Source organism: Micromonospora sp. GCM10011541 (assembly GCF_042650725.1).
In the GTDB taxonomy this organism is placed as follows: Bacteria; Actinomycetota; Actinomycetes; order Mycobacteriales; family Micromonosporaceae; genus Micromonospora; species Micromonospora sicca.
This window is the reverse complement of the sequence record NZ_JBHSBP010000049.1, coordinates 168,926-191,297: the sequence shown is the minus strand read 5'-3', so window position 1 is coordinate 191,297 and position 22,372 is coordinate 168,926. Positions and strand designations below refer to the sequence as shown.

At 73.9% G+C, this 22,372-nt stretch carries 22 protein-coding genes and 2 pseudogenes; 8 read left to right on the top strand and 16 right to left on the bottom strand.

The features are described from left to right. Positions 1-122: 122 nt before the first annotated feature. Positions 123-1,322 (bottom strand): fumarylacetoacetase, encoded by a 1,200-nt coding sequence (gene fahA / locus ACFOYX_RS18000; RefSeq protein ID WP_322442292.1) that lies wholly within the window; start codon positions 1,320-1,322, stop codon positions 123-125. Further along, positions 1,319-2,176 (bottom strand): hypothetical protein, encoded by an 858-nt coding sequence (locus tag ACFOYX_RS17995; protein ID WP_322442291.1) that lies wholly within the window; start codon positions 2,174-2,176, stop codon positions 1,319-1,321. The genes fahA and ACFOYX_RS17995 overlap by 4 nt, the downstream gene beginning before the upstream one ends. A gap of 94 nt (positions 2,177-2,270) precedes the next feature. Here ACFOYX_RS17995 and ACFOYX_RS17990 point away from each other — a divergent pair, with 94 nt between their 5' ends. Next, a complete protein-coding gene (locus tag ACFOYX_RS17990) occupies positions 2,271-3,437 on the top strand; it encodes a homogentisate 1,2-dioxygenase (RefSeq protein ID WP_109800342.1) in 1,167 nt (388 codons plus the stop codon). A 63-nt stretch (positions 3,438-3,500) separates the two neighbouring features. On the opposite strand, the pseudogene ACFOYX_RS17985 reads toward ACFOYX_RS17990, so the two are convergent. The 5 genes and pseudogenes from ACFOYX_RS17985 to ACFOYX_RS17965 form a co-directional block, all read right to left on the bottom strand. Further along, positions 3,501-4,522 (bottom strand): annotated as a pseudogene (locus tag ACFOYX_RS17985) (tetratricopeptide repeat protein). Positions 4,523-4,607: 85 nt separating this feature from the next. Further along, a pseudogene (locus ACFOYX_RS17980) lies at positions 4,608-4,718 on the bottom strand (CGNR zinc finger domain-containing protein); the annotation flags it as partial. A gap of 132 nt (positions 4,719-4,850) precedes the next feature. Further along, positions 4,851-5,336 carry a 2-C-methyl-D-erythritol 2,4-cyclodiphosphate synthase gene (gene ispF, locus ACFOYX_RS17975; RefSeq protein WP_109800344.1) on the bottom strand — a complete coding sequence of 162 codons (486 nt, stop codon included), beginning with the start codon at positions 5,334-5,336 and terminating at the stop codon, positions 4,851-4,853. A 13-nt stretch (positions 5,337-5,349) separates the two neighbouring features. Then, a complete protein-coding gene (ispD, locus tag ACFOYX_RS17970) occupies positions 5,350-6,045 on the bottom strand; it encodes a 2-C-methyl-D-erythritol 4-phosphate cytidylyltransferase (protein ID WP_238454274.1) in 696 nt (231 codons plus the stop codon). Between the two features lie 54 nt (positions 6,046-6,099). After that, on the bottom strand, positions 6,100-6,585 hold the full coding sequence (locus ACFOYX_RS17965) for a CarD family transcriptional regulator (RefSeq protein WP_089012187.1): 486 nt from the start codon (positions 6,583-6,585) through the stop codon (positions 6,100-6,102). A gap of 327 nt (positions 6,586-6,912) precedes the next feature. Here ACFOYX_RS17965 and ACFOYX_RS17960 point away from each other — a divergent pair, with 327 nt between their 5' ends. Then, positions 6,913-7,644, top strand: a complete 732-nt coding sequence (locus ACFOYX_RS17960) for a hypothetical protein (RefSeq protein WP_322442290.1) — start codon at positions 6,913-6,915, stop codon at positions 7,642-7,644. A gap of 8 nt (positions 7,645-7,652) precedes the next feature. Here the strand turns inward: ACFOYX_RS17960 and ACFOYX_RS17955 are convergent, their stop codons facing one another. From ACFOYX_RS17955 to ACFOYX_RS17940, 4 genes are all read right to left on the bottom strand, one after another. Next, positions 7,653-8,222: a hypothetical protein gene (locus tag ACFOYX_RS17955; protein ID WP_322442289.1), complete on the bottom strand. Its 570-nt coding sequence runs from the start codon at positions 8,220-8,222 to the stop codon at positions 7,653-7,655. A gap of 142 nt (positions 8,223-8,364) precedes the next feature. Continuing rightward, positions 8,365-9,414, bottom strand: coding sequence for a type III polyketide synthase (locus ACFOYX_RS17950; RefSeq protein WP_109800348.1), 1,050 nt, complete (start codon positions 9,412-9,414; stop codon positions 8,365-8,367). Between the two features lie 41 nt (positions 9,415-9,455). After that, positions 9,456-10,625 (bottom strand): acyl-CoA dehydrogenase family protein, encoded by a 1,170-nt coding sequence (locus tag ACFOYX_RS17945; protein WP_322442288.1) that lies wholly within the window; start codon positions 10,623-10,625, stop codon positions 9,456-9,458. Positions 10,626-10,668: 43 nt separating this feature from the next. After that, positions 10,669-11,442 carry a methyltransferase domain-containing protein gene (locus ACFOYX_RS17940; RefSeq protein WP_109800350.1) on the bottom strand — a complete coding sequence of 258 codons (774 nt, stop codon included), beginning with the start codon at positions 11,440-11,442 and terminating at the stop codon, positions 10,669-10,671. A gap of 45 nt (positions 11,443-11,487) precedes the next feature. On the opposite strand from ACFOYX_RS17940, the gene ACFOYX_RS17935 reads away from it, so the two are divergent. The 4 genes from ACFOYX_RS17935 to disA all read left to right on the top strand — a co-directional run bounded on the left by ACFOYX_RS17935 (position 11,488) and on the right by disA (position 16,104). After that, positions 11,488-12,327 carry a UbiA family prenyltransferase gene (locus ACFOYX_RS17935; RefSeq protein WP_109800351.1) on the top strand — a complete coding sequence of 280 codons (840 nt, stop codon included), beginning with the start codon at positions 11,488-11,490 and terminating at the stop codon, positions 12,325-12,327. A 139-nt stretch (positions 12,328-12,466) separates the two neighbouring features. Beyond that, positions 12,467-13,213, top strand: a complete 747-nt coding sequence (locus tag ACFOYX_RS17930) for a hypothetical protein (protein ID WP_322442287.1) — start codon at positions 12,467-12,469, stop codon at positions 13,211-13,213. Between the two features lie 107 nt (positions 13,214-13,320). Further along, a complete protein-coding gene (gene radA, locus ACFOYX_RS17925; protein WP_322442286.1) occupies positions 13,321-14,775 on the top strand; it encodes a DNA repair protein RadA in 1,455 nt (484 codons plus the stop codon). A 141-nt stretch (positions 14,776-14,916) separates the two neighbouring features. After that, entirely contained in the window at positions 14,917-16,104 is a 1,188-nt protein-coding gene (gene disA, locus ACFOYX_RS17920; RefSeq protein ID WP_109800366.1) for a DNA integrity scanning diadenylate cyclase DisA, read from the top strand. A 21-nt stretch (positions 16,105-16,125) separates the two neighbouring features. Here disA and ACFOYX_RS17915 read toward each other — a convergent pair whose 3' ends face one another. From ACFOYX_RS17915 to ACFOYX_RS17905, 3 genes are all read right to left on the bottom strand, one after another. Further along, complete coding sequence (locus ACFOYX_RS17915; protein ID WP_322442285.1) at positions 16,126-16,848, bottom strand: hypothetical protein; 723 nt, start codon at positions 16,846-16,848, stop codon at positions 16,126-16,128. A gap of 142 nt (positions 16,849-16,990) precedes the next feature. Further along, the gene (locus ACFOYX_RS17910) at positions 16,991-17,551 is read right to left on the bottom strand and encodes a peptide deformylase (RefSeq protein WP_109800354.1); all 561 of its coding nucleotides are present in this window, start codon (positions 17,549-17,551) and stop codon (positions 16,991-16,993) included. After that, positions 17,548-18,060 (bottom strand): glycine cleavage system protein R, encoded by a 513-nt coding sequence (locus tag ACFOYX_RS17905; RefSeq protein ID WP_109800355.1) that lies wholly within the window; start codon positions 18,058-18,060, stop codon positions 17,548-17,550. Before ACFOYX_RS17905 ends, ACFOYX_RS17910 begins: the two co-directional genes overlap by 4 nt. A gap of 96 nt (positions 18,061-18,156) precedes the next feature. Here ACFOYX_RS17905 and ACFOYX_RS17900 point away from each other — a divergent pair, with 96 nt between their 5' ends. Next, the gene (locus tag ACFOYX_RS17900) at positions 18,157-19,062 is read left to right on the top strand and encodes an A/G-specific adenine glycosylase (RefSeq protein WP_322442284.1); all 906 of its coding nucleotides are present in this window, start codon (positions 18,157-18,159) and stop codon (positions 19,060-19,062) included. A gap of 408 nt (positions 19,063-19,470) precedes the next feature. Here ACFOYX_RS17900 and ACFOYX_RS17895 read toward each other — a convergent pair whose 3' ends face one another. Together ACFOYX_RS17895 and ACFOYX_RS17890 are read right to left on the bottom strand one after the other, a co-directional pair. Then, positions 19,471-20,346 carry an LLM class flavin-dependent oxidoreductase gene (locus ACFOYX_RS17895; protein WP_109800357.1) on the bottom strand — a complete coding sequence of 292 codons (876 nt, stop codon included), beginning with the start codon at positions 20,344-20,346 and terminating at the stop codon, positions 19,471-19,473. Between the two features lie 118 nt (positions 20,347-20,464). Continuing rightward, on the bottom strand, positions 20,465-21,484 hold the full coding sequence (locus ACFOYX_RS17890; RefSeq protein WP_322442283.1) for an aldo/keto reductase: 1,020 nt from the start codon (positions 21,482-21,484) through the stop codon (positions 20,465-20,467). A gap of 148 nt (positions 21,485-21,632) precedes the next feature. Here ACFOYX_RS17890 and ACFOYX_RS17885 point away from each other — a divergent pair, with 148 nt between their 5' ends. After that, the gene (locus ACFOYX_RS17885; protein WP_236647335.1) at positions 21,633-22,220 is read left to right on the top strand and encodes a TetR/AcrR family transcriptional regulator; all 588 of its coding nucleotides are present in this window, start codon (positions 21,633-21,635) and stop codon (positions 22,218-22,220) included. Positions 22,221-22,372 lie beyond the last annotated feature (152 nt).

The following is a 22,372-nucleotide window of genomic DNA, read 5'->3' as shown; positions in this document are numbered from 1 at the left end:
CGGCCGCGGACGGCTCGGCGTGGCGTCGGAGTCCGCGACGATCAACGCGGAATGCGCGGTCCCCGGTCGCACCCGCTGTGCGACCGGGGGCGACCGGGGAACGGTGGACGACGGGGACCGGCTCAGCGGGCGGGGAGGATGCTCCCGGTGACCTCGCCCAGGGCGATCGTGGTGCCGTCCGGGCCCGGCGCGGTGGCGGTGATGGTGACCGTGTCGCCGTCCTCCAGGAACGTCCGGGTGCCACCGTCGGCGAACTTGACCGGCTCGGCGCCGCCCCAGGTCAGCTCCAGGAACGAGCCGACCTGGCCGCGGTCCGGGCCGGACACGGTGCCGGAGGCGTAGAGGTCGCCGGTACGCAGCGACGCGCCGTTGACGGTGAGGTGGGCGAGCTGCTGCGCCGGCGTCCAGTACATGGTGGCGAAGGGCGGCCGGCTCACCCGCTCGCCGTTCCACTCGACCGACAGCCGGAGATCAAGCCCGAGGTGCGGGGTGTCGTGCAGGTACTCCTGCACCGGTGGGTCCTGGTCGGGGGCGGGCACGAAGGCGTCGGCCAGCGCGTCCAGCGGGGTCACCCAGGCCGAGACCGAGGTGGCGAAGGACTTGCCGAGGAACGGGCCGAGCGGCTGGTACTCCCAGGCCTGGATGTCGCGGGCGGACCAGTCGTTGACCAGCACCACACCGAAGACGTGGTCGGCGAAGTCGGCCACGGAGACCCGATCGCCGAGCGCGCTCGGCATCCCGACCACGAAGCCCACCTCGGCCTCGATGTCCAGGCGTACGGAGGGGCCGGTGGTCGGGCCCTGCGCGCTGGCCCGCTGGCCACGGGGGCGGACGACCGGGGTGCCGGAGACCAGCACGGTGCCGGCCCGGCCGTGGTAACCGATCGGTAGGTGCTTCCAGTTGGGCAGCAGGGGCGGCTGGCCGGGGCGGAAGATCTGCCCGACGTTGGCCGCGTGGTGCTCGGACGAGTAGAAGTCGACGTAGTCGGCGACCTCGAACGGGAGCAGCAGCTCCACCTCGCGCAGCGGGACCAGCAGCGGCTCCACCGCCGGCCGGTGCGTCTCGTCGGTGAGCAGCTCGGTGACCCGCTGCCGGACGGCCGTCCACTGGGGGCGGCCGAGGGCCATGAAGTCGTTCAGCGTGGGCCGGCCGAGCGCCCCGGCGGCCAGCACCAGGTCCGCCGCCTCGGCGCCGGCCAGGTCCAGCACGAACTTCCCGATGCGTACGCCGATCCGCGGCTCCTGCCCGCCGCGCCGGAACACGCCGTACGGCAGGTTCCGCACCCCGTACGGCGAACCGTCGGCACCCGTCACCCAGGTCATTCGTCGTATCCCCCGTTCACCAGCCCCAGCCGGATCAGATCGGTCAGTGGTTCCTCAATGCTGCACGAGCCGTACCCGATCCAGAGCGGACGCTCCGTCTCGCGGTCGGCCCGCGCCCGCTCCACCAGCCGGACCGGGTCGGTGGCGGCGAGCAGCTCAGCCACGACGTCCACCTCGGCGTCCTCGGTGGCGGCGAGCGTGGCGGCGAGCACGTTGACGAAGCCGTGGTGGGTGAAGCCGGTCTCCGGGTCCCGGTGCCGCACCGCGTGGTGCAGCCCGGCGGTCAGCTTGAACGGCAGCTTCCGGTCCCGGCAGGCGCAGATCACCGCGGCCAGCTCGATCGGCGTCGGGAAGAGCTCGGCGGCCAGTCCGCCGGTGCGGAACTTCGCCGCGACCCGCAGCCCGCCGGCCCGCGCCCCGGCGACCGCGTCCAGCGCCCCCATCAGCCCGAAGGTCAGCGGGATCTCCGCGTACACGGGGATGGCGCCCAGCCGCTCGGCGAGCTTCACCAGCTCGGCCAGGCCCGGCTGCGGGTCCTCGCCACGCTTGGCGACCGCCGCCTCGACCTGGCGGACGGTGATCCGGGGATCGGCCTCGGCGAGCGCCGCGTCGAGCTGGCCGATCGGCACGTCGCCGATGACGCCGACCGCCACCGGCTCGTCCGGGCCGAGCAGGTCGGGCAGCTCCGGCAGGGTCGAGGCGGGCAGCAGCAGCGGGCCGACCAGGTCGGCGTACCAGGCGGTGCGGTGCCGCCGGTGGGCGCCCACCGCGTCGGGCAGCGCGGCGCTGCCGGGCGGGAAGACGGCGGCGTCGTCGACGAGACCGGCGAAGAGTCGGGGCACGTGCGTTGACACGAGACAAGAACTTACGGGACGCTACAAGGAACGGACAACAGCGTCCGATTATCGGACGCAATCGGCCGGAGAACGGGACATATCGGGAGGCGAGATGCCGTACTACCGCAGCGTCGGTGAGCTGCCGCGCAAGCGCCACACCCAGTTCCGCCAGCCCGACGGCAGCCTCTACGCCGAGGAGCTGGTCGGTCAGGAGGGCTTCTCCTCCGACTCGTCCCTGCTCTACCACCGGCACGCGCCGACTGCGATCACCGCCGCCGAGGAGTTCACCCCGCCCGCCTTCACCCGGGTGCCCAACCTGCCCCTCAAGCCCCGCCACCTGCGCACCCACAAGCTCGACGGGGCCGGCGCGGACCCGGTGCTCGGCCGGCAGTACCTGCTCGCCAACGACGACGTCCGGATCGCGTACGTGCTGGCCGACCGGCCCTCCCCGCTGTTCCGCGACGCCACCGGCGACCACTGCCTCTACCTGGAGTCCGGCTCGCTGCGGGTGGAGTCCCCGTTCGGCGTGCTGGACGCGGTGGCCGGCGACTACGTCATCATCCCCACCTCGACCATCCACCGGCTGGTGCCCACCGGCGACGAGCCGACCCGGCTGCTGGCCGTCGAGGCGACCGGCCACATCGGCCCGCCCAAGCGCTACCTCTCGGTACGCGGCCAGTTCCTGGAGCACGCGCCGTACTGCGAGCGGGACGTCCGGGGGCCGGACGCGCCGCTGCTGGTCGACGGCACCGACGTCGAGGTGCTGGTCCGGCACCGTCGCGGTTGGACGAGGTACGTCTACGCCAACCACCCGTTCGACGTCGTCGGCTGGGACGGGCACCTGTACCCGTGGGCGTTCTCCATCCACGACTTCGAGCCGATCACCGGCCGGATCCACCAGCCGCCGCCCGTGCACCAGACCTTCCAGGGCCCGAACTTCGTGATCTGCTCGTTCGTGCCGCGCAAGGTGGACTACCACCCGGACGCCATCCCGGTGCCGTACAACCACCACAACGTCGACTCCGACGAGATGCTCTTCTACACCGGCGGCAACTACGAGGCCCGGCGCGGCTCGGGCATCGAGCAGGGCTCGATCTCGCTGCACCCGTCCGGCTTCACCCACGGCCCGCAGCCGGGCGCCGCCGAGCGCTCGATCGGCGTCGACTTCTTCGACGAGCTGGCCGTCATGGTCGACACCTTCCGGCCCCTCGACCTCTGCGACGCGGCGTCCGCCTGCGAGGACGACGGCTACGCCTGGACCTGGGCGCGACGCGCGTAGTCGCGGTCGGGGTGGTCACCGTCCCCAGGTCGGTCGCCGTCCAGGGCTGCTCTCGGCCACCGGTCAGCGCAGGGAACGGGAGAAGACCGCGAGCTCGGCCAATGAAGCGGCGACGATCGCGGCGACCAGCGGCCACGGCGTGCCGACCAGCGCGTAGAGCAGCAGCAGCACCGGCCCGGCGGCCACCGCATAGAGCGCCCACGCCAGGGTCCGGTCGGAGCGCAGCAGGCCGGGCAGGATCGCCCGGACCAGCCCGGGCACCCGGGTCGCGTGGCGCCACACCACCAGCGCCCCGCCGAGCGCGGCCACCGCCGCGAAGACCCGGGAGAGGCCCGGCCCGCCCGGGGCCAGGAAGGCGACCAGCACGGTGGCGACCAGCGACCAGCCGGCGCCGTAGAGCAGCAACCGGCGCAGGCCGTCCGCGATCGTACGCCCGGAGTCCGTCCCCGCCGGATCCATCACGGCCGCCTCGACCAGGTGCTCCAGCGCCTCGGCGTAGCGGCGCTGCTCCAGCCGGATGACGCCCATGTCGTGCCGGGCCACGGCCAGTTCCGGGTCCAGCCGCAGCGCTTCCCGGTAGGCCCGTTCGGCGAGGTCGTACACCTCGAGCCGGGCCGCCACCAGACCGAGCACCAGGTGCGCCTGCGGCTCCTCCGGGGCCAGCTCGACGCCCCGCCAGGCGGCGTTGAGCGCCTGCTGCCCGTTGCGCGAGCCGGCCAGGATCGCGGCGGCGCTGCGCTGCGCGTACGCGTCGGTCGGGCCGAGCGCCAGGATCTCGTCGGCGGTCCCCGCGGCGGCCCGGAACTCCCGCAGGTCGGCCAGCGCGAGCCCGCGCGCGACCAGCGGCGGTACGGCGCCCGGGGCGGCGGCGACGGCGGCCTCGGCAGCCGTGAGCGCCTCGGCGGACCGGTCGGCGGCCAGGTGCACCCGGGCCAGCATGGTCACGCGCCGTTCGCCGGGTCCATGGCGATGGCCAAGCCCAGCTCACCGGCCGCCTCGTCGTAGCGGCTCAGCTCGGCGAGGAGCTGCGCGCGCTGGAGGTAGCCGTCGGCGGCGGACTGGTCGGGGGACGCGTCACTCGACATCCCGGCGAGCCTAGCTGGCCTCCCCGGGGAACGCCGACCACCGCCGGTCCGGCCGGACCGCGTCCGGGCCCCCCGTGCAGATCGGTCAGGCGCTGTGGCAGGGCGACTGGGCGACCGGCCGACCGCAGGTGCCCAGGCTGCGCCAGCGTCGAAGGCCGCTCTCGTCCAGGAAGAGCCAGCCGCAGCGCTCGTCCGGGCAGGTCCGGACGGTGAACCGGCGCGGATCGGAAGACCATCACCATGCTCCACGGCACGACGCACAACGTCTGCACCGACGTGGACTGAGCCGTGTGGACGGTCGGGGGCCCGGGTGACCGGATCCCCGGCGTCAGACCGTCGACGCCTCGTACACCAGGGCCACCGCGATGCCGGTGAGCCCCTCGCCGCGGCCGGGGAAACCCAACCCGTCGGTGGTGGCGGCGGAGACGGTGACCGGGGCGCCGACGGCCGCGGAGAGGACCCGCTGCGCCTCGTCGCGGCGCGGACCGATCTTCGGCCGGTTGCCGATCACCTGGACCGAGACGTTGCCGATCCGGAAGCCGGCCGCGCGGACCCGCCGGGCGCTCTCGGTGAGCAGCGCCACCCCGGACGCGCCGGCCCACTCGGGCTGATCGACGCCGAAGTTGGCGCCCAGGTCGCCGAGGCCGGCCGCGGAGAGCAGCGCGTTGCAGGCGGCGTGCGCGACCACGTCGGCGTCGGAGTGGCCGGCCAGGCCGTCCTGGCCCGGCCAGTGCAGGCCGGCGACCCAGCAGGGTCGGCCGGCCTCGAAGGCGTGGACGTCCGTGCCGATGGCCACCCGAGGAACGATCATGATCCGAGGGTACGCGTCAGGCCCCGGCCGCCAGCAGATGCTCCGCGAGGGCCAGGTCGAACGGTCGGGTGATCTTCAGGGCGTGCTCGGAGCCGGGCACGCAGACCACCGCGACGCCCTGCTTCTCGACCAGGCCGGCGTCGTCGGTCAGCGGGTCACCCGCCGCGGCGTGCCCGGCCGTCAGCACGGACCGGCGGAAGCCCTGTGGCGTCTGCACGGCCCGCAGCGCGGACCGGTCGACCGTGCCGAGGACCCGCCCACCGGCGTCGACCTCCTTGATCGTGTCGACCACCGGCAGGACCGGGATCACCGCGTCGTGCCCGGAGCGGACCGCCTCGGCCACCGACTCGACCAGGTCGGGTGGGATGAGCGCGCGGGCCGCGTCGTGCACCAGGACGATCTCCGGGCCGGCCGGGACGGCGGCCAGCGCGGCCGCCACCGAGGCCTGCCGCTCCGCGCCGCCGGGCACCACGATCACCGGAGCCACCGGGGCGAGCATCGACCGGACGGACTCGACGTCGGCCGCCGGGGCGGCCACCACGATGGTGTGCACGGACGGGGCGGCCGCGATGCGGCGTACCGCGTGCACCAGCAGCGGCTCGCCGGCCAGCGGCCGGAGCGCCTTGGGCGCGCCCGGGCCGAGGCGTACGCCGGCGCCCGCCGCAGGAACGAGGACCGCGACGTCACCGCGCGGATTGAGCTGCGCGGTCACGTCGCGGTCCTCGGATTTCTTTGCTACGGGGTGGGTACGACGATGCTGCGGGGACTAGGCCTCGCCCAGCACCTTGTCCAGCAGCGACTCCGCCTCGTCCTTGGTGCTCTTCTCCGCCAGCGCGACCTCACCGACGAGGATGTCGCGGGCCTTGGCGAGCATCCGCTTCTCGCCCGCGGACAGGCCCCGCTCCCGCTCCCGGCGCCACAGGTCGCGGACGACCTCGGCGACCTTCAGCGGGTTACCGGAGGCCAGCTTCTCCAGATTCGCCTTGTAACGCCGCGACCAGTTGGTCGGCTCCTCGGTGTGCGGTGCACGGAGCACGTCGAAGACCTTACCCAGGCCCTCTTCGCCGACCACCTCGCGCACACCCACGATCTCGGCGTTCTCGGCGGGCACCCGGACCGTCAGGTCACCCTGCGCGACCCTCAGGACGAGGTACTGCTTAGGCTCGCCCTTGATGACCCGAGTCTCGATTGCCTCGATGAGTGCGGCCCCGTGGTGGGGGTAAACAACGGTCTCGCCGACACTGAAAACCATAGGTTCGAAACCCCTTTCGCTGTGTCTAGGGTAACACGCTCAGGCACCGATGTCTCACCGCTGTCCTGACCGTTGGCGCAGCTCAGGGGCCCTGTGAGAGGTATTTCTTCAGCTTGACAGGCGGTCAAACCGATGGTTTCAACACGCTCCGTGACCAACGGATGACAACCCGGTACGGGTGATCGGAGCGTCCATATCTAGGGCAATGCGCTCCTCCATGGTATCCCGCCGATCCAAGCTGCGCCCAGGTGTAGCGGTACGCCGGTCGGTGCGGGACGCTGGAGGTGGACACGACGTCCGCTCACCGCGACGGTTCCTGGGGGTCCGATGGGCATGCCTGACGCAGAAGGCCACGGGCCATCGGACGGGCTGCCCGACCTGCCCCCGGAGTGGGGTCGGGTGGTCGTACCGGACGACGCCTCGGCGCTCGCCGAGGAGGCCCGCCAGCTCCGCCGCGAGCTGCGCCGGTCCCGGCGCCGGGCCGCCTGGCACCGCCGGCCGGGCCTCACCCGGAGCCCGGACGGCCTGCCCGCGCTCGGCCTCCCGGTGCTGATCCTCCTGGTCGCCGTCCTGACCACCCTCGGCGGGCTGGCCGCAGTCACCTGGCACCGGTCGTCCCGCTCCGGCGGAAGCCCGACGGTGGTCCCCTACCCGACGGCGGCCCCGGGGCCGGTCGGGCCGCTCCCCGCGCTGGACCTGGTCGACGCCGAGGACTCGCCGGTGCCGCTGCGCGCCCTGCTGCCGGCGGTGATCCTCCTCGTGGACGCCTGCACCTGCACCGAACGGATCGCCGAGGCGGCCGGCGCCGTGTCGCCGGGCGTCACCGTGGTGACCGTGGCCGGCGGCCAGGACGTCCGCCCCGCCCCGTCGACGGCGGGAGCGCCGGTACGCGCCCTGGCCGACCCGGCCGGCGGCCTGCGCGCGTACCTCCACCTGCCCGCCCGCCCCGGCGCCGCCACCGCGTTGCTGGTGGACCGGGAGAGCAACCTGGTGCGGGTCGTGCCGGTGCTGAACAGCGTCGAGGAGTACCGCGCCGACCTGGCTCGCCTCGCCGGCTGACCGGTGGCTCAGGACAGCACGGACAGGTGGGCATCCAGGTCGGCCGGACCGTCGTCCGCGGTGAACCGCACCTCGAGTGTTCCGCCCACGGCGGTGAGTCGCAGCAGCACCGGCGGTCCGCCGCAGTCGGCGCGCTCCTCCGGCGCACCGTCGGCTCCCGCGACCTGGATCGTGACCGGGCCGCTGCCGACACAACCGGCCACCAGGAGGTACCGGCCGCCCATCTCCGCCCCGGTCTGCCGGACCAGGGGCGGGCCGCCCTGCGACAGGTGGGACCGATCCGCCCAGATGGTCTCCGACCGCTCGGGCGCCCCCGCCGCGCCGGACTCCCGGTGGAACACCAGCGGCTGGTCCGGGTCGGCCACCGGCCCCTCCACGAGGTGACCGTCCTCGGCATCGACGACCACCCGGAGCAACCCCGCCGTGGCCGGGCTGGGTGCCGCCGAGCTGACCGCCGCCGACACCGGGCCGATGGCCGGCGCCGCCTGCCGCCACCACCAGGCCCCGGCGACCACGGCGGCCAGTGCCAGCCCGGCCAGCAGCCCACCCCGCCACCGGTCGTCCGTCCGCGCGTCCATGCGGCGAGCCTAGTCTCCGGTCGGACCCGCGTCCGGCCACTGGCAGCGACCAGGGTCGATCCGCCCGGCGCGATCCGGTCGGCCCGGGGACCCCGGGCGGAGCGTCCCGCCACGGACAGCGGGCTCGCCGGCCGGGGCGGGGTCAGGCGTCGCGTTCGAGGAGGGCGGCGTACAGCGTCAGGCCGGGGCCGAACGCCAGCATCACGATCCGGTCCGGTGGCGCGGGCGCCCGGAGCAACCGGTCCAGGATCAGCAGCACCGTCGGCGAGGAGCAGTTGCCGTGCTCGTCCAGGACGGCCCGGGAGGCCGCCAGCGCCTCCGGCGGCAACGCCAGCTCCCGTTCCACCACGTTGAGGATGCGCGGGCCGCCCGGATGCACCGCCCAGCCGTCCACCTCGGACGACGTCCGGCCGTGCCGGGCCAGCAGGCCGTCGACCAGGCCCCGCACGTGGCGGGAGAGCACTTGCGGGACCTTCGGCGACAGCCCCATCCGGAAGCCGGTGTCCGTCACGTCCCAGGTCATGTGGTCGGCGGTGGAGGTGTCGGTGACCGAGGCGACCTCGCGCAGCGCGTACCCCCGGCCGCCCGGAACGACCACCGCGGCGACCGCGGCGTCCGAGAAGAGGGCGTGCGAGACGATCTGCTGGGTGTCCACCCGCGCGCCGGCGGGTTGGATGTGCAGGCTGGTCAGCTCGGCGCAGAGCAGCAGCGCCGGCCGCCCCCGGGCGGTGACGAAGTCGCCGGCCGCGCCGAGCCCCGGCAGGGCCGCGTAGCAGCCCATGTGCCCGACGAACATCCGCTGGGCGTCCGGGGCCATGCCCAGGTCCCGGGCGAGCAGGATGTCCAGCCCCGGGGTCGCGTACCCGGTGCAGGAGCAGACCACGAAGAGCCCGACGTCCCCCGCGTCCAGACCGGCCGCGGTGAGCGCCCGGCCCACCGCCTCCTTGCCCAGCGGCAGGGCCTCCACCTGGTACCGCCGCATCCGTCGCTCGGTCGGCCAGTCCGAGACGTCCTCCAGCAGCGGATTGACCGCCGCCTGCCGCCGGGACACCCCTGAGTTGGCGAAGATCCGCTCGGCCAGCGCCCGGGTGGTGCCGGAGAAGTGCTTCGCGAAGAAACCCTCCCAGAGCTCGTCCTGCGCGGCGGCCGGCGGTTGCGCCGTACCCAGACCCGCGATCACCGGCACGGCCATCTCCCCCACCTCTCGTCGTGCTCCCCCTGCACCCTCACGCTTCACCAACGAGGAGCGGAGCCGTCGCGGTCCGGGTCGCCGCCCAGCTTTGCGATGCCCAGCCAGTCGGCGCAGACGTCCGACGTCGCCGGGTGCAGCGAACCGCACCGGGCGTCCCGGTAGAGCCGTTCCAGCGGGTGTCCCCGGCGGGTCGCCGAGGTGCCCGCCGCCTCCAGCATGGACGCCGCCACCTCGGCGGCGGTGGTGCCGGCGAGCAGCTTGGCCCGCCACACCCAGCGGTTCGTCTCCGCGTCGCCGGGCGCCTCGTCGACCCGGCGGGCCGCCTCCGCGACCACCAGGCCGGCCGCCGCGACCGCCGCGTCGGCCCGGCCCAGCCGGGCCCGGACCGCCGGCAGGCCGGCGAGGTTGCGGGCGTTCAGGTGCTCGGCGGCGGCGTCGATCGCCGCTCGGGCGACCCCGACGTAGACGGCGGCGTAGCTGGCCACCAGCCAGTGCGGCATCAGCTGGGCGACCACCAGGGCCAGCCCCTCGACCCCACCGAGCAGCCGGTCGCCCGGGACGGTGACGTCCAGGTGCAGGTCGTGCGACGAGGTGGCGCGCATGCCGAGGGAGTCCCAGGTGGGCTCCACGGTCAGCCCGACGCCGGCCGGCACCAGGAACTGGGAGACCACCGACTGGTCGGCGACGTTGCGGGCGGCCACCAGGTAGCCGTCGGCGTGCCCGGCGCCGGAACAGAACGTCTTGCTGCCCTTGAGCCGCCAGCCGCCCCCGTCGACCGGCTCGTAGACGGTGCTGAGCTGGGACAACCGGGCGCCCGCGCCGCGTTCGCTCATCGCCACCGCGTACCAGGAGCCCTCCGCCGCCGCGCGGAGCAGCCGGTCCCGGGCGGCCAGCGCCTCCTCCGGTACGCCCAGCGCCTCGGCGAGTTCCTCGGTGACCGCGCCGAGCGCGCCGGTGACCGAGGCGTGCATGTTGAACACCAGGGCGGTCGCACCGTTGCCCCGGGCCAGCTCGGTGGCGACGGCGGCGTACTCGGCGAAGGTGGCCCCCGCCCCGCCCAGCTCGCGGGGCACCATCAGCCCGAAGAGCCCGGCCTCCCGCAGGTCGGCGAAGTCGTCGACCGGGAAGGAGCCCTCCCGGTCGTGCTCCGCCGCCCGGGCGGCCAGTCGCGGCGCCAACCGGCGGGCCGCCTCCAGCGCGTGCACAGTCATGTAGCCCCCTTCTTGGCGTCCCCTTTACCCCGGGCGGCCCCGGTTACCCGCCCCGGAGCCCACGGCCCTGGTACAGCACCGCGGTGGAGCGGGTCGGCACGATCCGCGGCTCGCGGCCTCCGTCCGTCCCCACCGGACGGCCGGCGGGTCCACCGCGCATCCGCCGCAGCAGCCAGCCCAGCGTGCCCCGCAGCTCCGGGCGGATGCCCCGCAGCCGCAGCTCGACGCCGTGTCGGGCGCACTCGGCGACCAGCTCGCAGGCGTCCACGAACAACCGTGGATCGTGGATGCCGCGCGGCACGGTGGGCAGCCGCTCGCCGATCTCCACCGCGACGAGCCGGGCCAGCGGCGTGTCGTTGAGCGTGTCCAGCACCAGCAGGCCGCCCGGGCGCAGCAGCCGGCAGGCCTCGGCGACCGCGCGCCGCCAGTCCGGCACGTGCTCCAGCAGCTCGCCGGCGGAGACCACGTCGGCGCAGCCGTCGGCCAGCGGTACCGCGGTGGCGTCGGCGTTGACCGCGGTCACCCCGTGCGCGGCGGCCTGCGCCAGCGCGGACCGGGTGAGGTCCAGCCCGACGTGCCGGTAGCCCTTCCCCGCCAGGTGCGGCGCGAGCAGGCCGGCGCCGCAGCCGAGGTCGACCAGGACCGCGCCGGGCCGGGACGCCGGGGGGACGAGTGCGGCCCGGGCCCGGGCCAGCCAGTGCAGCATCGCGAAGGCGCCGTCCGGCCGCCACCACTCGTCGACGAGGTCGTCGTACTGGCGGGGGTCGTTGGGCGGCAGCACGCGGGGTGGGATGGTCACCGGGGCCGCGTCTCGCATGGACCGAGCGTGGCACGACTCCCCGGTAACGACCAGACTTCCCTCATGTCGTCAACGGTGCTAGTGCTGGTCAGGGCGAGCCACCCGGAGCCGGCCGCGGCCGTCACCACGGTGGCCGGGCTGCTGGCGTGGGGCGTCGGGCACCGGCCGGCCGGCATCGCCGCCGTGGTGCTCACCGTGCTGGCCAGCCAGCTCGCCGTCGGCTGGAGCAACGACGCGCTCGACGCCGACCGGGACGCCACGGTGGGGCGTACCGACAAGCCGGTCGCCACCGGCGCGCTCCGGCGGCGCGTCGCGGGCCTCGCCGCGGTGCTGGCCGCGCTGGCCACGCCGGTGCTGGCGCTGACCACGAACCCGGCGGCGGCGGTCTGGGCCACCGCCGGCCTGCTCTCGGCCCTGCTCTACGACTGGCCGCTGAAGTCGACCCCGGTCTCGGTGCTGCCGTACGCGGTCTCCTTCGGGTCGCTGCCGGCCTTCGTGGTGCTGGCGCTGCCCGGAGCGCCCGCGCCGCCGGTCTGGCTGGTCGCCGCCGCGGCCTGCCTCGGCGCCGGGGCGCACTTCGCCAACGTGCTGCCCGACCTGGCCGACGACGCCCGGACCGGGGTGCGCGGCCTGCCGCACCGGCTCGGTCCGGCGGGCAGCCGGGCGGCCGCCGCCGGGCTGCTCCTCGCGGCGACCGTCACGCTGGTCTTCGGGCCGCCCGGGCCGCCGTCGTGGGCCGGGCTGTCGGCGGTCGCCGCCGCCGTCCTGGTGCCGGCCGTCGGCGGGTACGGCGGACGCGCCGCGACCCGGGCCGGTGGCCGGCCGGTGGCCGCCTTCCGGGCGGTGATGGTGGTGGCGCTCATCGACGTGGTCCTGCTGGTGGCCAGCGGCCGGGTGGTGTGACCGCTCCCCGGGTAGGTGGCGTTGCCGGGTCGGCGTGCGACCGTCGATCAGCCCCAACTACCCTGGAGCGCGGTCTGCGCGGGTATGACCACCGTGCCCGGGGTACGGCCGGGTGGGGATCGTGACGAGGAGGACCGACGTGACGCGCTCGATCAGGGGTTCCGGACGGGCGGCCCTGCTGCTGGCCGGTACGGCCGCGGCGGCGAGCCTGCTGCTGTCCGGGTGTGGCGCCGGCCAGGTGGCCGAGACCGCCAACAAGAACCCGTCGGTGCAGGGCGTGAACGTCCAGACCTCCGACAGCCTTTACAAGGTGCGCGGCCTCTACGTGCAGTACCCGGGCGCCGCGGGCTACCAGGCGGGCGGCAACGCCCTCCTGAACGTCGTGATCTACAACGACAGCAAGGCCCCGGTGACCGTCACCGTCACCACCGACAGCGCCCGAGAGGTCGTGCTCGCCGGCTCGACCCCGAGCGGTGCCCAGGCGAGCCCGAGCCAGTCGGCGACCGAGCCCGCCTCCGCGTCGCCGACCGCGAGCGACCCCAGTGCGTCGCCGAGCCGGTCGCTCGGGGCCAGCAAGTCCCCCTCGGCCAGCCCGTCCGCCTCGGCGAGCGAGTCGGCCCCGGCCGGCCAGCCGGCCCGGATCGAGATCCCGGCCCTCGGCTACGCCCAGCTCACCGGCGGCAACGGCCAGCGCCTCCAGGTCGTCGGGCTGAACGACAAGCTGCTCCCCGGCCAGCAGGTCAACCTGGTCTTCGACTTCGGCAACGGCAAGACGATCAAGACCGCGGCCCCGATCGGCGTCCCGCTGACCCCGGCCGCGCCGGCCTCGCCGATCATCAGCCGCGAGGGTGGCGGCGGCGATGAGGGCGGCACCGAGGCCGGCTGACCCGCGGGACCAACCGTCGACAGCACCGTCGGCGTGGCGACCGCCACGCCGACGGTGTTCTCGTTTCCGGTTGGGTTTTCGTCGTACCGCCCGGTTAGCGTCCTGGGGTGACCACGTCCCGTTCGACCTCCCCCCGCGGCGCGTCCACCGCCGGCCGGGCCCGGGGCTCGGCGCGCGAGCCGCGCCCCGCCTACGAGTGCGACGCCTGCGGCCACCAGCCGCCCAAGTGGGTCGGGCGCTGCCCGGAGTGCGACGAGTGGGGCTCGGTGGTCGAGTGCACGGTCACCGGTCCGCTGGTCTCCGGCCGGGTGGTCAGCTCCCGGATGCCCGCCGAGCCCGCCCGGCCGATCGCCACGATCAGCGCCGCCCCGGCCCGGGCCCGGGCGACCGGGGTCAGCGAGCTGGACCGGGTGCTCGGCGGCGGCCTCGTCCCGGGCGCGGTGGTGCTGCTCGCCGGCGAGCCCGGGGTGGGCAAGTCGACGCTGCTGCTCGACGTCGCCGAGCAGTGGGCGGCCAACGCGGGCAGCCCGTCGCTGGTGGTCAGTGGCGAGGAGTCGGTCAGCCAGGTGCGGCTGCGCGCGGAGCGGATGGGCACCCTGCACGACCAGCTCTACCTGGCCGCCGAGAGCGACCTGTCGGCGGTGCTCGGCCACCTCGACGCGGTCAAGCCCGGGCTGCTGGTGCTCGACTCGGTGCAGACGATCTCCACCACCGGCACCGAGGGCGTTCCCGGCGGGGTGACCCAGGTGCGCGCCGTCACCGCCGCCCTGGTCGCGGTCGCCAAGGAGCGCGGGATCGCCACCGTGCTGGTCGGCCACGTCACCAAGGACGGCCAGGTCGCCGGTCCCCGGGTGCTCGAGCACCTGGTCGACGTGGTGCTGCACTTCGAGGGCGACAAGCACTCCTCGCTGCGGATGGTCCGCGGCGTCAAGAACCGGTTCGGGGCCGCCGACGAGGTGGGCTGCTTCGAGATGCACGAGGGCGGCATCAGCAGCCTGGCCGACCCGTCCGGTCTCTTCCTCACCCGCTACTCCGAGCCGGTGCCGGGCACCTGCGTCACGGTGGCGATGGAGGGGCGGCGGGCCCTGGTGACCGAGGTGCAGGCGCTGATCGGCGCGACCGTGGCCGGCTCCCCCCGGCGTACGGTGTCCGGGCTGGACGGGGCCCGGCTTGCGATGGTGCTGGCCGTGCTCCAGCGGCGTACCGAGCGGCTGACCCTGCACGACCGGGAGGTCTTCGCCGCGACGGTCGGCGGCATCCGGGTGGTGGAGCCGGCGGCCGACCTGGCGGTCGCCCTCGCGGTGGCGTCCGGCGGTCTCAACCTCGCGATCGCCCCGCATCTGGTGGCCATCGGCGAGGTCGGCCTCACCGGCGAGGTGCGCCGGGTCGGGGCGGTCCCCCGCCGACTCGCCGAGGCGGCCCGGCTCGGGTTCCGGCTGGCCCTGGTGCCGCCCGGCTGCGGCCCCGGCAGCAGCGGGACGGCCCCGGAGAACATGCGCGTGATCGAGGTCACCGATGTTCGGGCGGCGCTCCAGGCTGCCGCCCGGGCATCGGCGGAATGACCCAGGGTGACCGCGCGAGGGGACCGGCTGGGCGATATCGGACAGCTCACCGACCCGTCAGCGGCTGCGGAAGCCGGACATCGTGACACATCACAGTAACCACGAGAGCACCCATTGCACCGCAGTCCGTAGACTGTGCCCGTGCCGATCGACCGCGATGCCACCAAGCCCGCCGCCGCGGCGACGCCGCACGCCCGCACCGGCGCGGTGGGCTCGCCCGCCCGTCCGATCAGTGTCAGCGTGACCGGGAGCGTCGGCGGGGCCGGCGGCGACCCGCTGCGGGCAAATCTCGCTCTCATGGCGCCGGGCACCGCGCTTCGCGACGGGCTCGAGCGGATCCTGCGCGGCCGTACGGGCGCGCTCATCGTCCTCGGCTACGACAAGGTGGTCGACCAGATCTGCACCGGCGGCTTCCCGATGGACGTGGAGTTCTCCGCCACCCGGGTGCGCGAGCTGTGCAAGATGGACGGCGCGGTGGTGCTGTCCAGCGACGGCAGCCGGATCGTCCAGGCGGGCGTGCACCTGATGCCCGACCCGTCCATCCCGACGGAGGAGTCCGGCACCCGGCACCGCACCGCCGAGCGGGTGGCCCGGCAGACCGGCTACCCGGTCATCTCGGTCAGCCAGTCGATGCGGATCATCAGCCTCTACGTGAACGGCCAGCGACACGTGCTGGACGACTCGGCGGCGATCCTCTCCCGCGCCAACCAGGCCCTGGCCACCCTCGAGCGCTACAAGCTGCGCCTCGACGAGGTCTCCGGCACCCTCTCCGCCCTGGAGATCGAGGACCTGGTCACCGTCCGGGACGCGGTGGCGGTGGTGCAGCGGCTGGAGATGGTCCGCCGGATCGCCGACGAGATCGCCGGTTACGTCGTCGAGCTGGGCACCGACGGCCGGCTGCTCGCCCTCCAGCTCGACGAGCTGATGGCCGGCGTGGACGCCGACCGCACCCTGGTCATCCGGGACTACCTGCCGGTGGGCCGCAAGTCGCGGACCCTCGACGAGGCCCTGGTCGAGCTGGACCTGCTCGGCGCCACCGAGCTGATCGACCTGGTGGCGGTCGCCAAGGCGATCGGCTACCCGTCCGCGTCCGACGCGCTCGACGCGGCGGTCAGCCCGCGCGGCTTCCGGCTGCTGGCCAAGGTGCCCCGGCTCCCGGTCGCGGTGGTCGACCGGCTGGTGGTGCACTTCGGCAGCCTCCAGCGGCTGCTCGGCGCGACCGTGGAGGACCTCCAGGCGGTCGAGGGGGTGGGCGACGCCCGCGCCCGGGGCGTCCGCGAGGGCCTCTCCCGGCTCGCCGAGGCGTCCATCCTGGAGCGGTACGTCTGAGCCGGCCGGTCCGGCCGCCCCTCAGCCGGTGATGGTCAGCTTGACCGGCTCGCTGAGCTTGGTGCCCACCCGGGCGAAGACCTGGTACGAGCCGATCGGCGCGTAGTCGCCGTTGGCGAGGCCGTTGGCGCAGCGGTTGGCCTCCCGGCCGTTCCAGCCCAGCTCGTAGAGGCGCTCGAAGCCGGGGGTGAACGACTGCACGTCGGAACCCTTGCCGGTGCCGCAGGTGTCCGAGGACCAGATCTTCTCCGCGCCGGACTTGATGAACAGCTCCTGGAGGTCCGCCCCAACGTTCCGGCTGCAGGTGCGCTGCGACTTGTTCTTGATCTTCAGCTGGAGGTTCACCACCGTGCCCCGCTGCGCGGTCGCCGGCTGGGCCACCGGGGTCACCAGGATCTCCGCGTCGGTGCAGGTCCCGTCGTCGACCACCGGGGCCGCCGGCGCGGCCGGGGCGTCGACCGTGCCGCCACCCGCCGGGCCGCCCGAGGATCCGCCGCCGGAATCATCCGGCGCGGCGGACGGATCGTCCGTCTGCGGAGTCAGCACCGGTCCGGACGGCTGCGAGTTCGCCGACGGTGCGGAACTCGCCGGCGAGGACGCGGACCTCGGTGTCGCGCCGGTGTTGGGCTCCGGGCCGTTGCAGGAGTAGAGCAGAACAATCAGGAAGAGAAGCCCCGCTCCGAGTACGACAACGCGACGCCGCCAGTAAACAGCGGGTGGCAGGGGGCCGACCGTCATGCGCATGATGCGTTCACCGTAGCGGCGTACCGCACGGGGCGGGGGTGCGACGCGCCGGGGCGGGATCCGGCGCCCTGACCGACGTTCCACAATCGGCGGCCCCGCCGGCCGGGCCGGTCACCGAACGGCGCGGCACCCCCGCAGAACGTCAGAGGTAGACCTTGCGCTGGTAGATGGCGTGCGCGCCGGCGACCCGGTCGAGGAAGAGCAGCCCCGCGCAGTGATCGATCTCGTGCTGGAGCGCCCGCGCCTCGAAGCCGTCGGTGACCAGCCGCACCGGCTTGCCCGTACCGGGCAGGACGCCCTCGACCACCAGCCGGCTGGCCCGCTTCACGTCACCGGTCAAGTCCGGCACCGACATGCAGCCCTCCCGCCCGGCCTTCCACCGGCTGGCCTCCACCACCCGGGCGTTGCACAGCACGAAGGTCCTGTGCACGGTGACCGCCTTCGGGTGGCCGGCGACGTCCACCGCGAACACCTGCGCGCTCACCCCCACCTGCGGCGCGGCGAGGCCGACGCAGCCCGGCGAGACGCGCATGGTGGCAACCAGGTCGGCGGCGAGGCGGACCACCTCGTCCGAGGTCGGGTCCACCTCCGGCCCCGGCCGGCTGAGCACCGGGTCGGGGGCGGAGACCACCGGGAGTACCTCGCCCGGCACGGCGAGCACCTCCGGGGTCCAGTCGTCGAGGCCGACGTACTCCGCCGTCACAGCAGGTCCGTGTCCGCCGGGCGGAGGCTGACCCCGACGCCCAGCTCCGCGGCCGTACGCGCGAGCCGGCCGGCCACCTCGTCGGAGCTGCCCGACGGCAGTTCCACCTCGGCGACCACCACGTAGAGCGAGCCGGTCAGCCGGGTGCTCAGGTCGGTGACGTTGCCACCGGCGTCGGCCAGCACCCGGGTCATCGCCGCGACGATGCCCATCCGGTCGGCACCGTGCACCGCCAGCACGTACGGCTCGCCTGCCGCCGTGGTCTCGCCGTCGGGGGTGACCGCGCGCACGGTGGCCAGCAGCTGGCCGTCGGCGGCGAGCGGGGCCAGCGCGGCCTCGACATCGGCGGCGGCCGGTCCCACGCAGATCAGCGTCATCGCGAAGTGTCCCCGCAACCGGGTCATCGTGGAGTCGGTGAGGTTCGCGCCGAGCCGGGCGAGCGCCTCGGCGACGTCGGCCACGATGCCCGGCCGGTCCCGGCCGATGACGGTGATCGCGAGCTCGTTCATCCGGACATTCTGCCCCGCCCGCCCGGGGCCGTCCGCGCGCCCCGGCCCGGCCGCCCATCCTGCGGGAATCCGGCCCGTGACATCATCGGCAGCGCGATGTCTGAGCCCACTTTCGCCACCCTGGTCAGCCGGTGGTACGAGGAGAACGCCCGCGACCTGCCGTGGCGCAAGCCCGGCACCAGCGCGTGGGCCATCCTGGTCAGCGAGGTCATGCTCCAGCAGACGCCGGTGGTCCGGGTGCTGCCCGCCTGGGAGGCGTGGCTGGCCCGCTGGCCGGTGCCGGCCGCCCTGGCGGCGGACAGCCCGGCCGAGGCGATCCGGATGTGGGGGCGGCTCGGCTACCCCCGCCGGGCGGTGCGGCTGCGCGACTGCGCGGTGGCGATCGTGGAGCGGCACGGCGGCGAGGTGCCGGACCGGCTGGACCAGCTGCTCGCGCTGCCCGGCGTCGGGACGTACACGGCCCGGGCGGTCGCGGCGTTCGCGCACGGGCAACGGCACCCCGTGGTGGACACGAACGTCCGCCGGGTGGTCTGCCGGGCCGTCGCCGGGGAACCGGACGCCGGTCCGGCCACCCGCCCGGCCGACCTGGTCGCCACCGAGGAGCTGCTGCCCGTCGAGCCGGCCGCCGCGGCGCTGGCCAGCGCCGCGTTCATGGAGCTGGGCGCCGTGGTCTGCACCGCCCGCTCGCCCCGGTGCGCGGTGTGCCCGGTGGAAGCGGTCTGCGCCTGGCGGGCCTCCGGCCAGGTCGCGCCCGCCGGCCCGAGCCGCCGCCCTCAGCGGTACGCGGGCACCGATCGCCAGGTCCGCGGCCTGCTCCTGGCGGTGCTGCGGGAGGCCACCGGACCGGTGCCGCGGCAGCGCCTCGACCAGGTCTGGACCGACGACGTGCAGCGGTCCCGGGCGCTCGCCGGGCTGGTCACCGACGGCCTGGTCGAGCCGGTCGGCGAGGACGCCTTCCGCCTGCTGGGCGACGGCGCACCGGCCCCACTTCCCCACCCCTGAACGGTGCCGCGGCCGTTCCTCCAGCGATGGCCGCGTGGCTTCATGTCACCGACATGACGCCGGGGGCCCGGGCCACGAGGTCCCGCGCGCCCGCTCGGGACAAGCACACCACCCCACAAGCGATATGCCTGAGAGTCATATTTGGAGGCCGCGCAAATAGGTCAGTGAGGATTGGGCGGGTAGGAGACGGGCACAGACATCAGTGATCATGAAGGTTCCTACGCCTAGTGATCACTGGGAGTTCTGACCCTCGCCGCCACGGCCGTCGCGCGTGCGATCAGTGGGGATAATGTACGGCGAGCGTGCCGGCACGGCCTGTACGAGTGCATCAGTGACAGTTTCACCGCCGCCGGGATGCTCTGCCGGGCCGCGAGCGCCGCCACGGAACGCCAGGCCTGGGCGCCGCTGTCAGGCCGACGTGGTGATGAACTCGTCGGTGATCCAGTGCGCGACGCCGTCGGGGTAGGGCGCCGGCAGCCCGAGCACGATGTGCCCGAAGCCGGCGTCGATCGCCTTGCCGATGGCATCCCTCGTGATGCCCGGCTGGTTGTAGGAGACGGGCAGGTTGATCGAGCGGGTGATCGACGCGGGGTCGCGACCGACCTCGGCGCAGTAGCGTTCCAGCAGGGCGGTGCGGCTAACGGCGTCGTCGAGATCGCCGCTGGGGTTGTTCCATACGTCCGCGTGTTCGGCGACCACCCGCAGAGTCGCGGCGGAGCGGCCACCGATGATGATCGGCGGGTGAGGGCGCTGCACGGGCTTGGGGCTGCCGAACGCTCCGGTGAGGTTGACGTACGTGCCGTGGAAGTCGAACGGCTCGTTCTCGGTCCATAGCCGCCGGATGACCGTGAGCGCCTCGGCGAGGCTGCCCACGGCGTCGGCAGTGTCGGCGAAGGGCAGGCCGTGCGCCGCGTACTCACGCGCTGCGAGTGGGTGACCGGGCCGCGAACCAACGCCGATGCCGAAATCGAGGCGCCCGCCGGAGACGATGTCGACGGTCGTGGCGATCTTGGCCAGCATCGCGGGTGGTCGGAAGCGGTTGCTGGTCACCAGCACGCCAAGGCGTAGCCGCTCGGTCTGAGCGGCGAGGGCGGAGAGCAGGGTCCAGCCTTCGTACGTCGGTCCGCTCAGGTCGCCTACGATCGGCATGAGGTGGTCGAACAGCCACGCGTGCTCGATGTCGGCAATGGCGTCCGCTTCGCGCCAGACCCGCAGGATGTCGTGGTAGCCGACCTGCATCGGGGCGGTCATGATCCCGAAGCTGGGCCGGGGTGTGAGTGGCATGGGTCCGATCGTCCTTTCGACGTGAGCCTGGGAAGGCATGGCCTTGCGGCGTGTCAGGCGGCAGGGGGACGCGCAAGCCGCCGCCCGTCTGCCGCCTGGTCACTGACGTGCCAAGTGATCAGCGGCGGCGCAGCGCCGGGTCGAGCAGGGCGGGCGGGGTGTCGTTCTTCTCGTGGGCGGCGAGGTCGACGCCGGGAGCCACGATCGCGTCGATCGCGTCCAGCACGTCGGTGGAGAGAACGGTGTCCGCGGCGGCGAGCTGCGAGCGGAGGTGGTCCATCGTGCGGGGGCCGATGATCGCGCTGGTCACGCCCGGGTGCGCGGTGACGAAGCCGAGCGCGAGCTGGATCATGCTGAGGCCGGCTTCGTCGGCAACCTTGGCGAGCTGCTCGACGGCGTCGAGTTTGGCGCGGTTGGCGGGGATGCTGATGTCGTAGCGCTGCTGCATGAAGCCCGAGCGGTTCGTGCTGATCTCCTGGCCGGCACGGATCGCGCCGGACAGCCAGCCCGATGCCAGCGGGCTCCAGGCGAGCACGCCCATGCCGTACTCCTGTGTCACGGGCAGCACGTGGGTCTCGATGCCACGCTGCAGGATCGAGTAGCTCGGCTGCTCGGTCACGTAACGGCTCAGGTGCCCCTCCCGGGCGGCCCACTGCGCCTGGACGATGCGGTAGGCCGGGAAGGTCGAGGAGCCGAAGTAGCGGATCTTTCCGGCGCGCTGCAGGTCCGTCAGCGCCGACAGCGTCTCCTCGTCGCTGCTCGTCGGGTCCCACCGGTGCATCTGGTAAAGGTCGACGTGGTCGACGCCGAGGCGGCGCAGGCTGTTGTCCAGCGCGGTGACCAGCCAGCGGCGCGAACCGCCCCGGTGGTTGCGCTCGTCGCCCATCGGCAGGGTCGCCTTGGTGGCCAGCACGACATCGTCGCGGCGGCCGGCGATGGCCTTGCCGACCATCTCCTCGGACTGGCCGCCGCTGTAGACGTCGGCGGTGTCGATGAGGTTGATCCCCGCATCGAGCGCCGCGTCAACGATGGCGGTGGCTTCCTCCTGGGTGGTGTTGCCGATCTTGCCGAAGTTCATTGCGCCGAGCACGAGGGTGCTGACCTGCACACCCGTGCGGCCCAAGGTGCGGTACTGCATGACTGTTCCTCCTGGAAACCGTGCAGCGTTGCATCGTTTGGTGGTGGCGCGCCTGATCAGTATGCTGAACAAGCGGAGCAGTGTTCCGATAACCAAGATACGGAACGGCGTTCCGGATGCCAAGCGGTGTGATGGAGGTAACGGGGCCTTGGCCGACATCGACAGCGGCTCGGAGCGACCGGCCTCGCGCAAGCGGGCCGACGCGCGGCGCAACGAGAAGACCCTGCTGGACGCTGCCGCTGCGGCGTTCGTCGCCTCCGGCGTCGACGTGCCCGTGCGCGACATCGCCGCCAGGGCGGGCGTCGGCGTGGGCACGATCTACCGCCACTTCCCGACGCGAGCCGACCTCATCGTCGCCGTCTACCGGCACCAGATCGAGGCGTGCGCCGAGGCGGGTCCGGCCTTGCTGGCCGACAGCAGCACACCGCACACCGCCCTGGTGCAGTGGATCAACCTGTTCGTCGACTTCCTGATCACCAAACACGGCCTCGCCGCGGCGCTACAGTCTGACGACGCCGCCTTCCGGACCCTGCACGCCTACTTCCTCGACCGCCTCGTCCCGGTGTGCGACCAGCTGCTCGACGCCGCCGTCGCAGCGGGCGAGATCCGTCCCGACATGGACGCCTACGGACTGCTGCGCGGCGTCGGTAATCTCTGCATCGGCGCGGGCAGCGACCCCCGTTACGACGCGCGCCGCCTGGTCGAGCTCCTCATCGCTGGACTTCGCCTCCGCTGAGGCGAAGTCAGCAGCGAGTTCATCCCGAGGCGCCGTAGTACCAGACCGACACGACATCGCTGCCGTCTACGGGCGATAAGCGCCCGCGCAGAATGGCGAGGCGGGGCGGGCGTGTCTGAACGAGTGCAGGCACAGGATCCATGATCATGAGG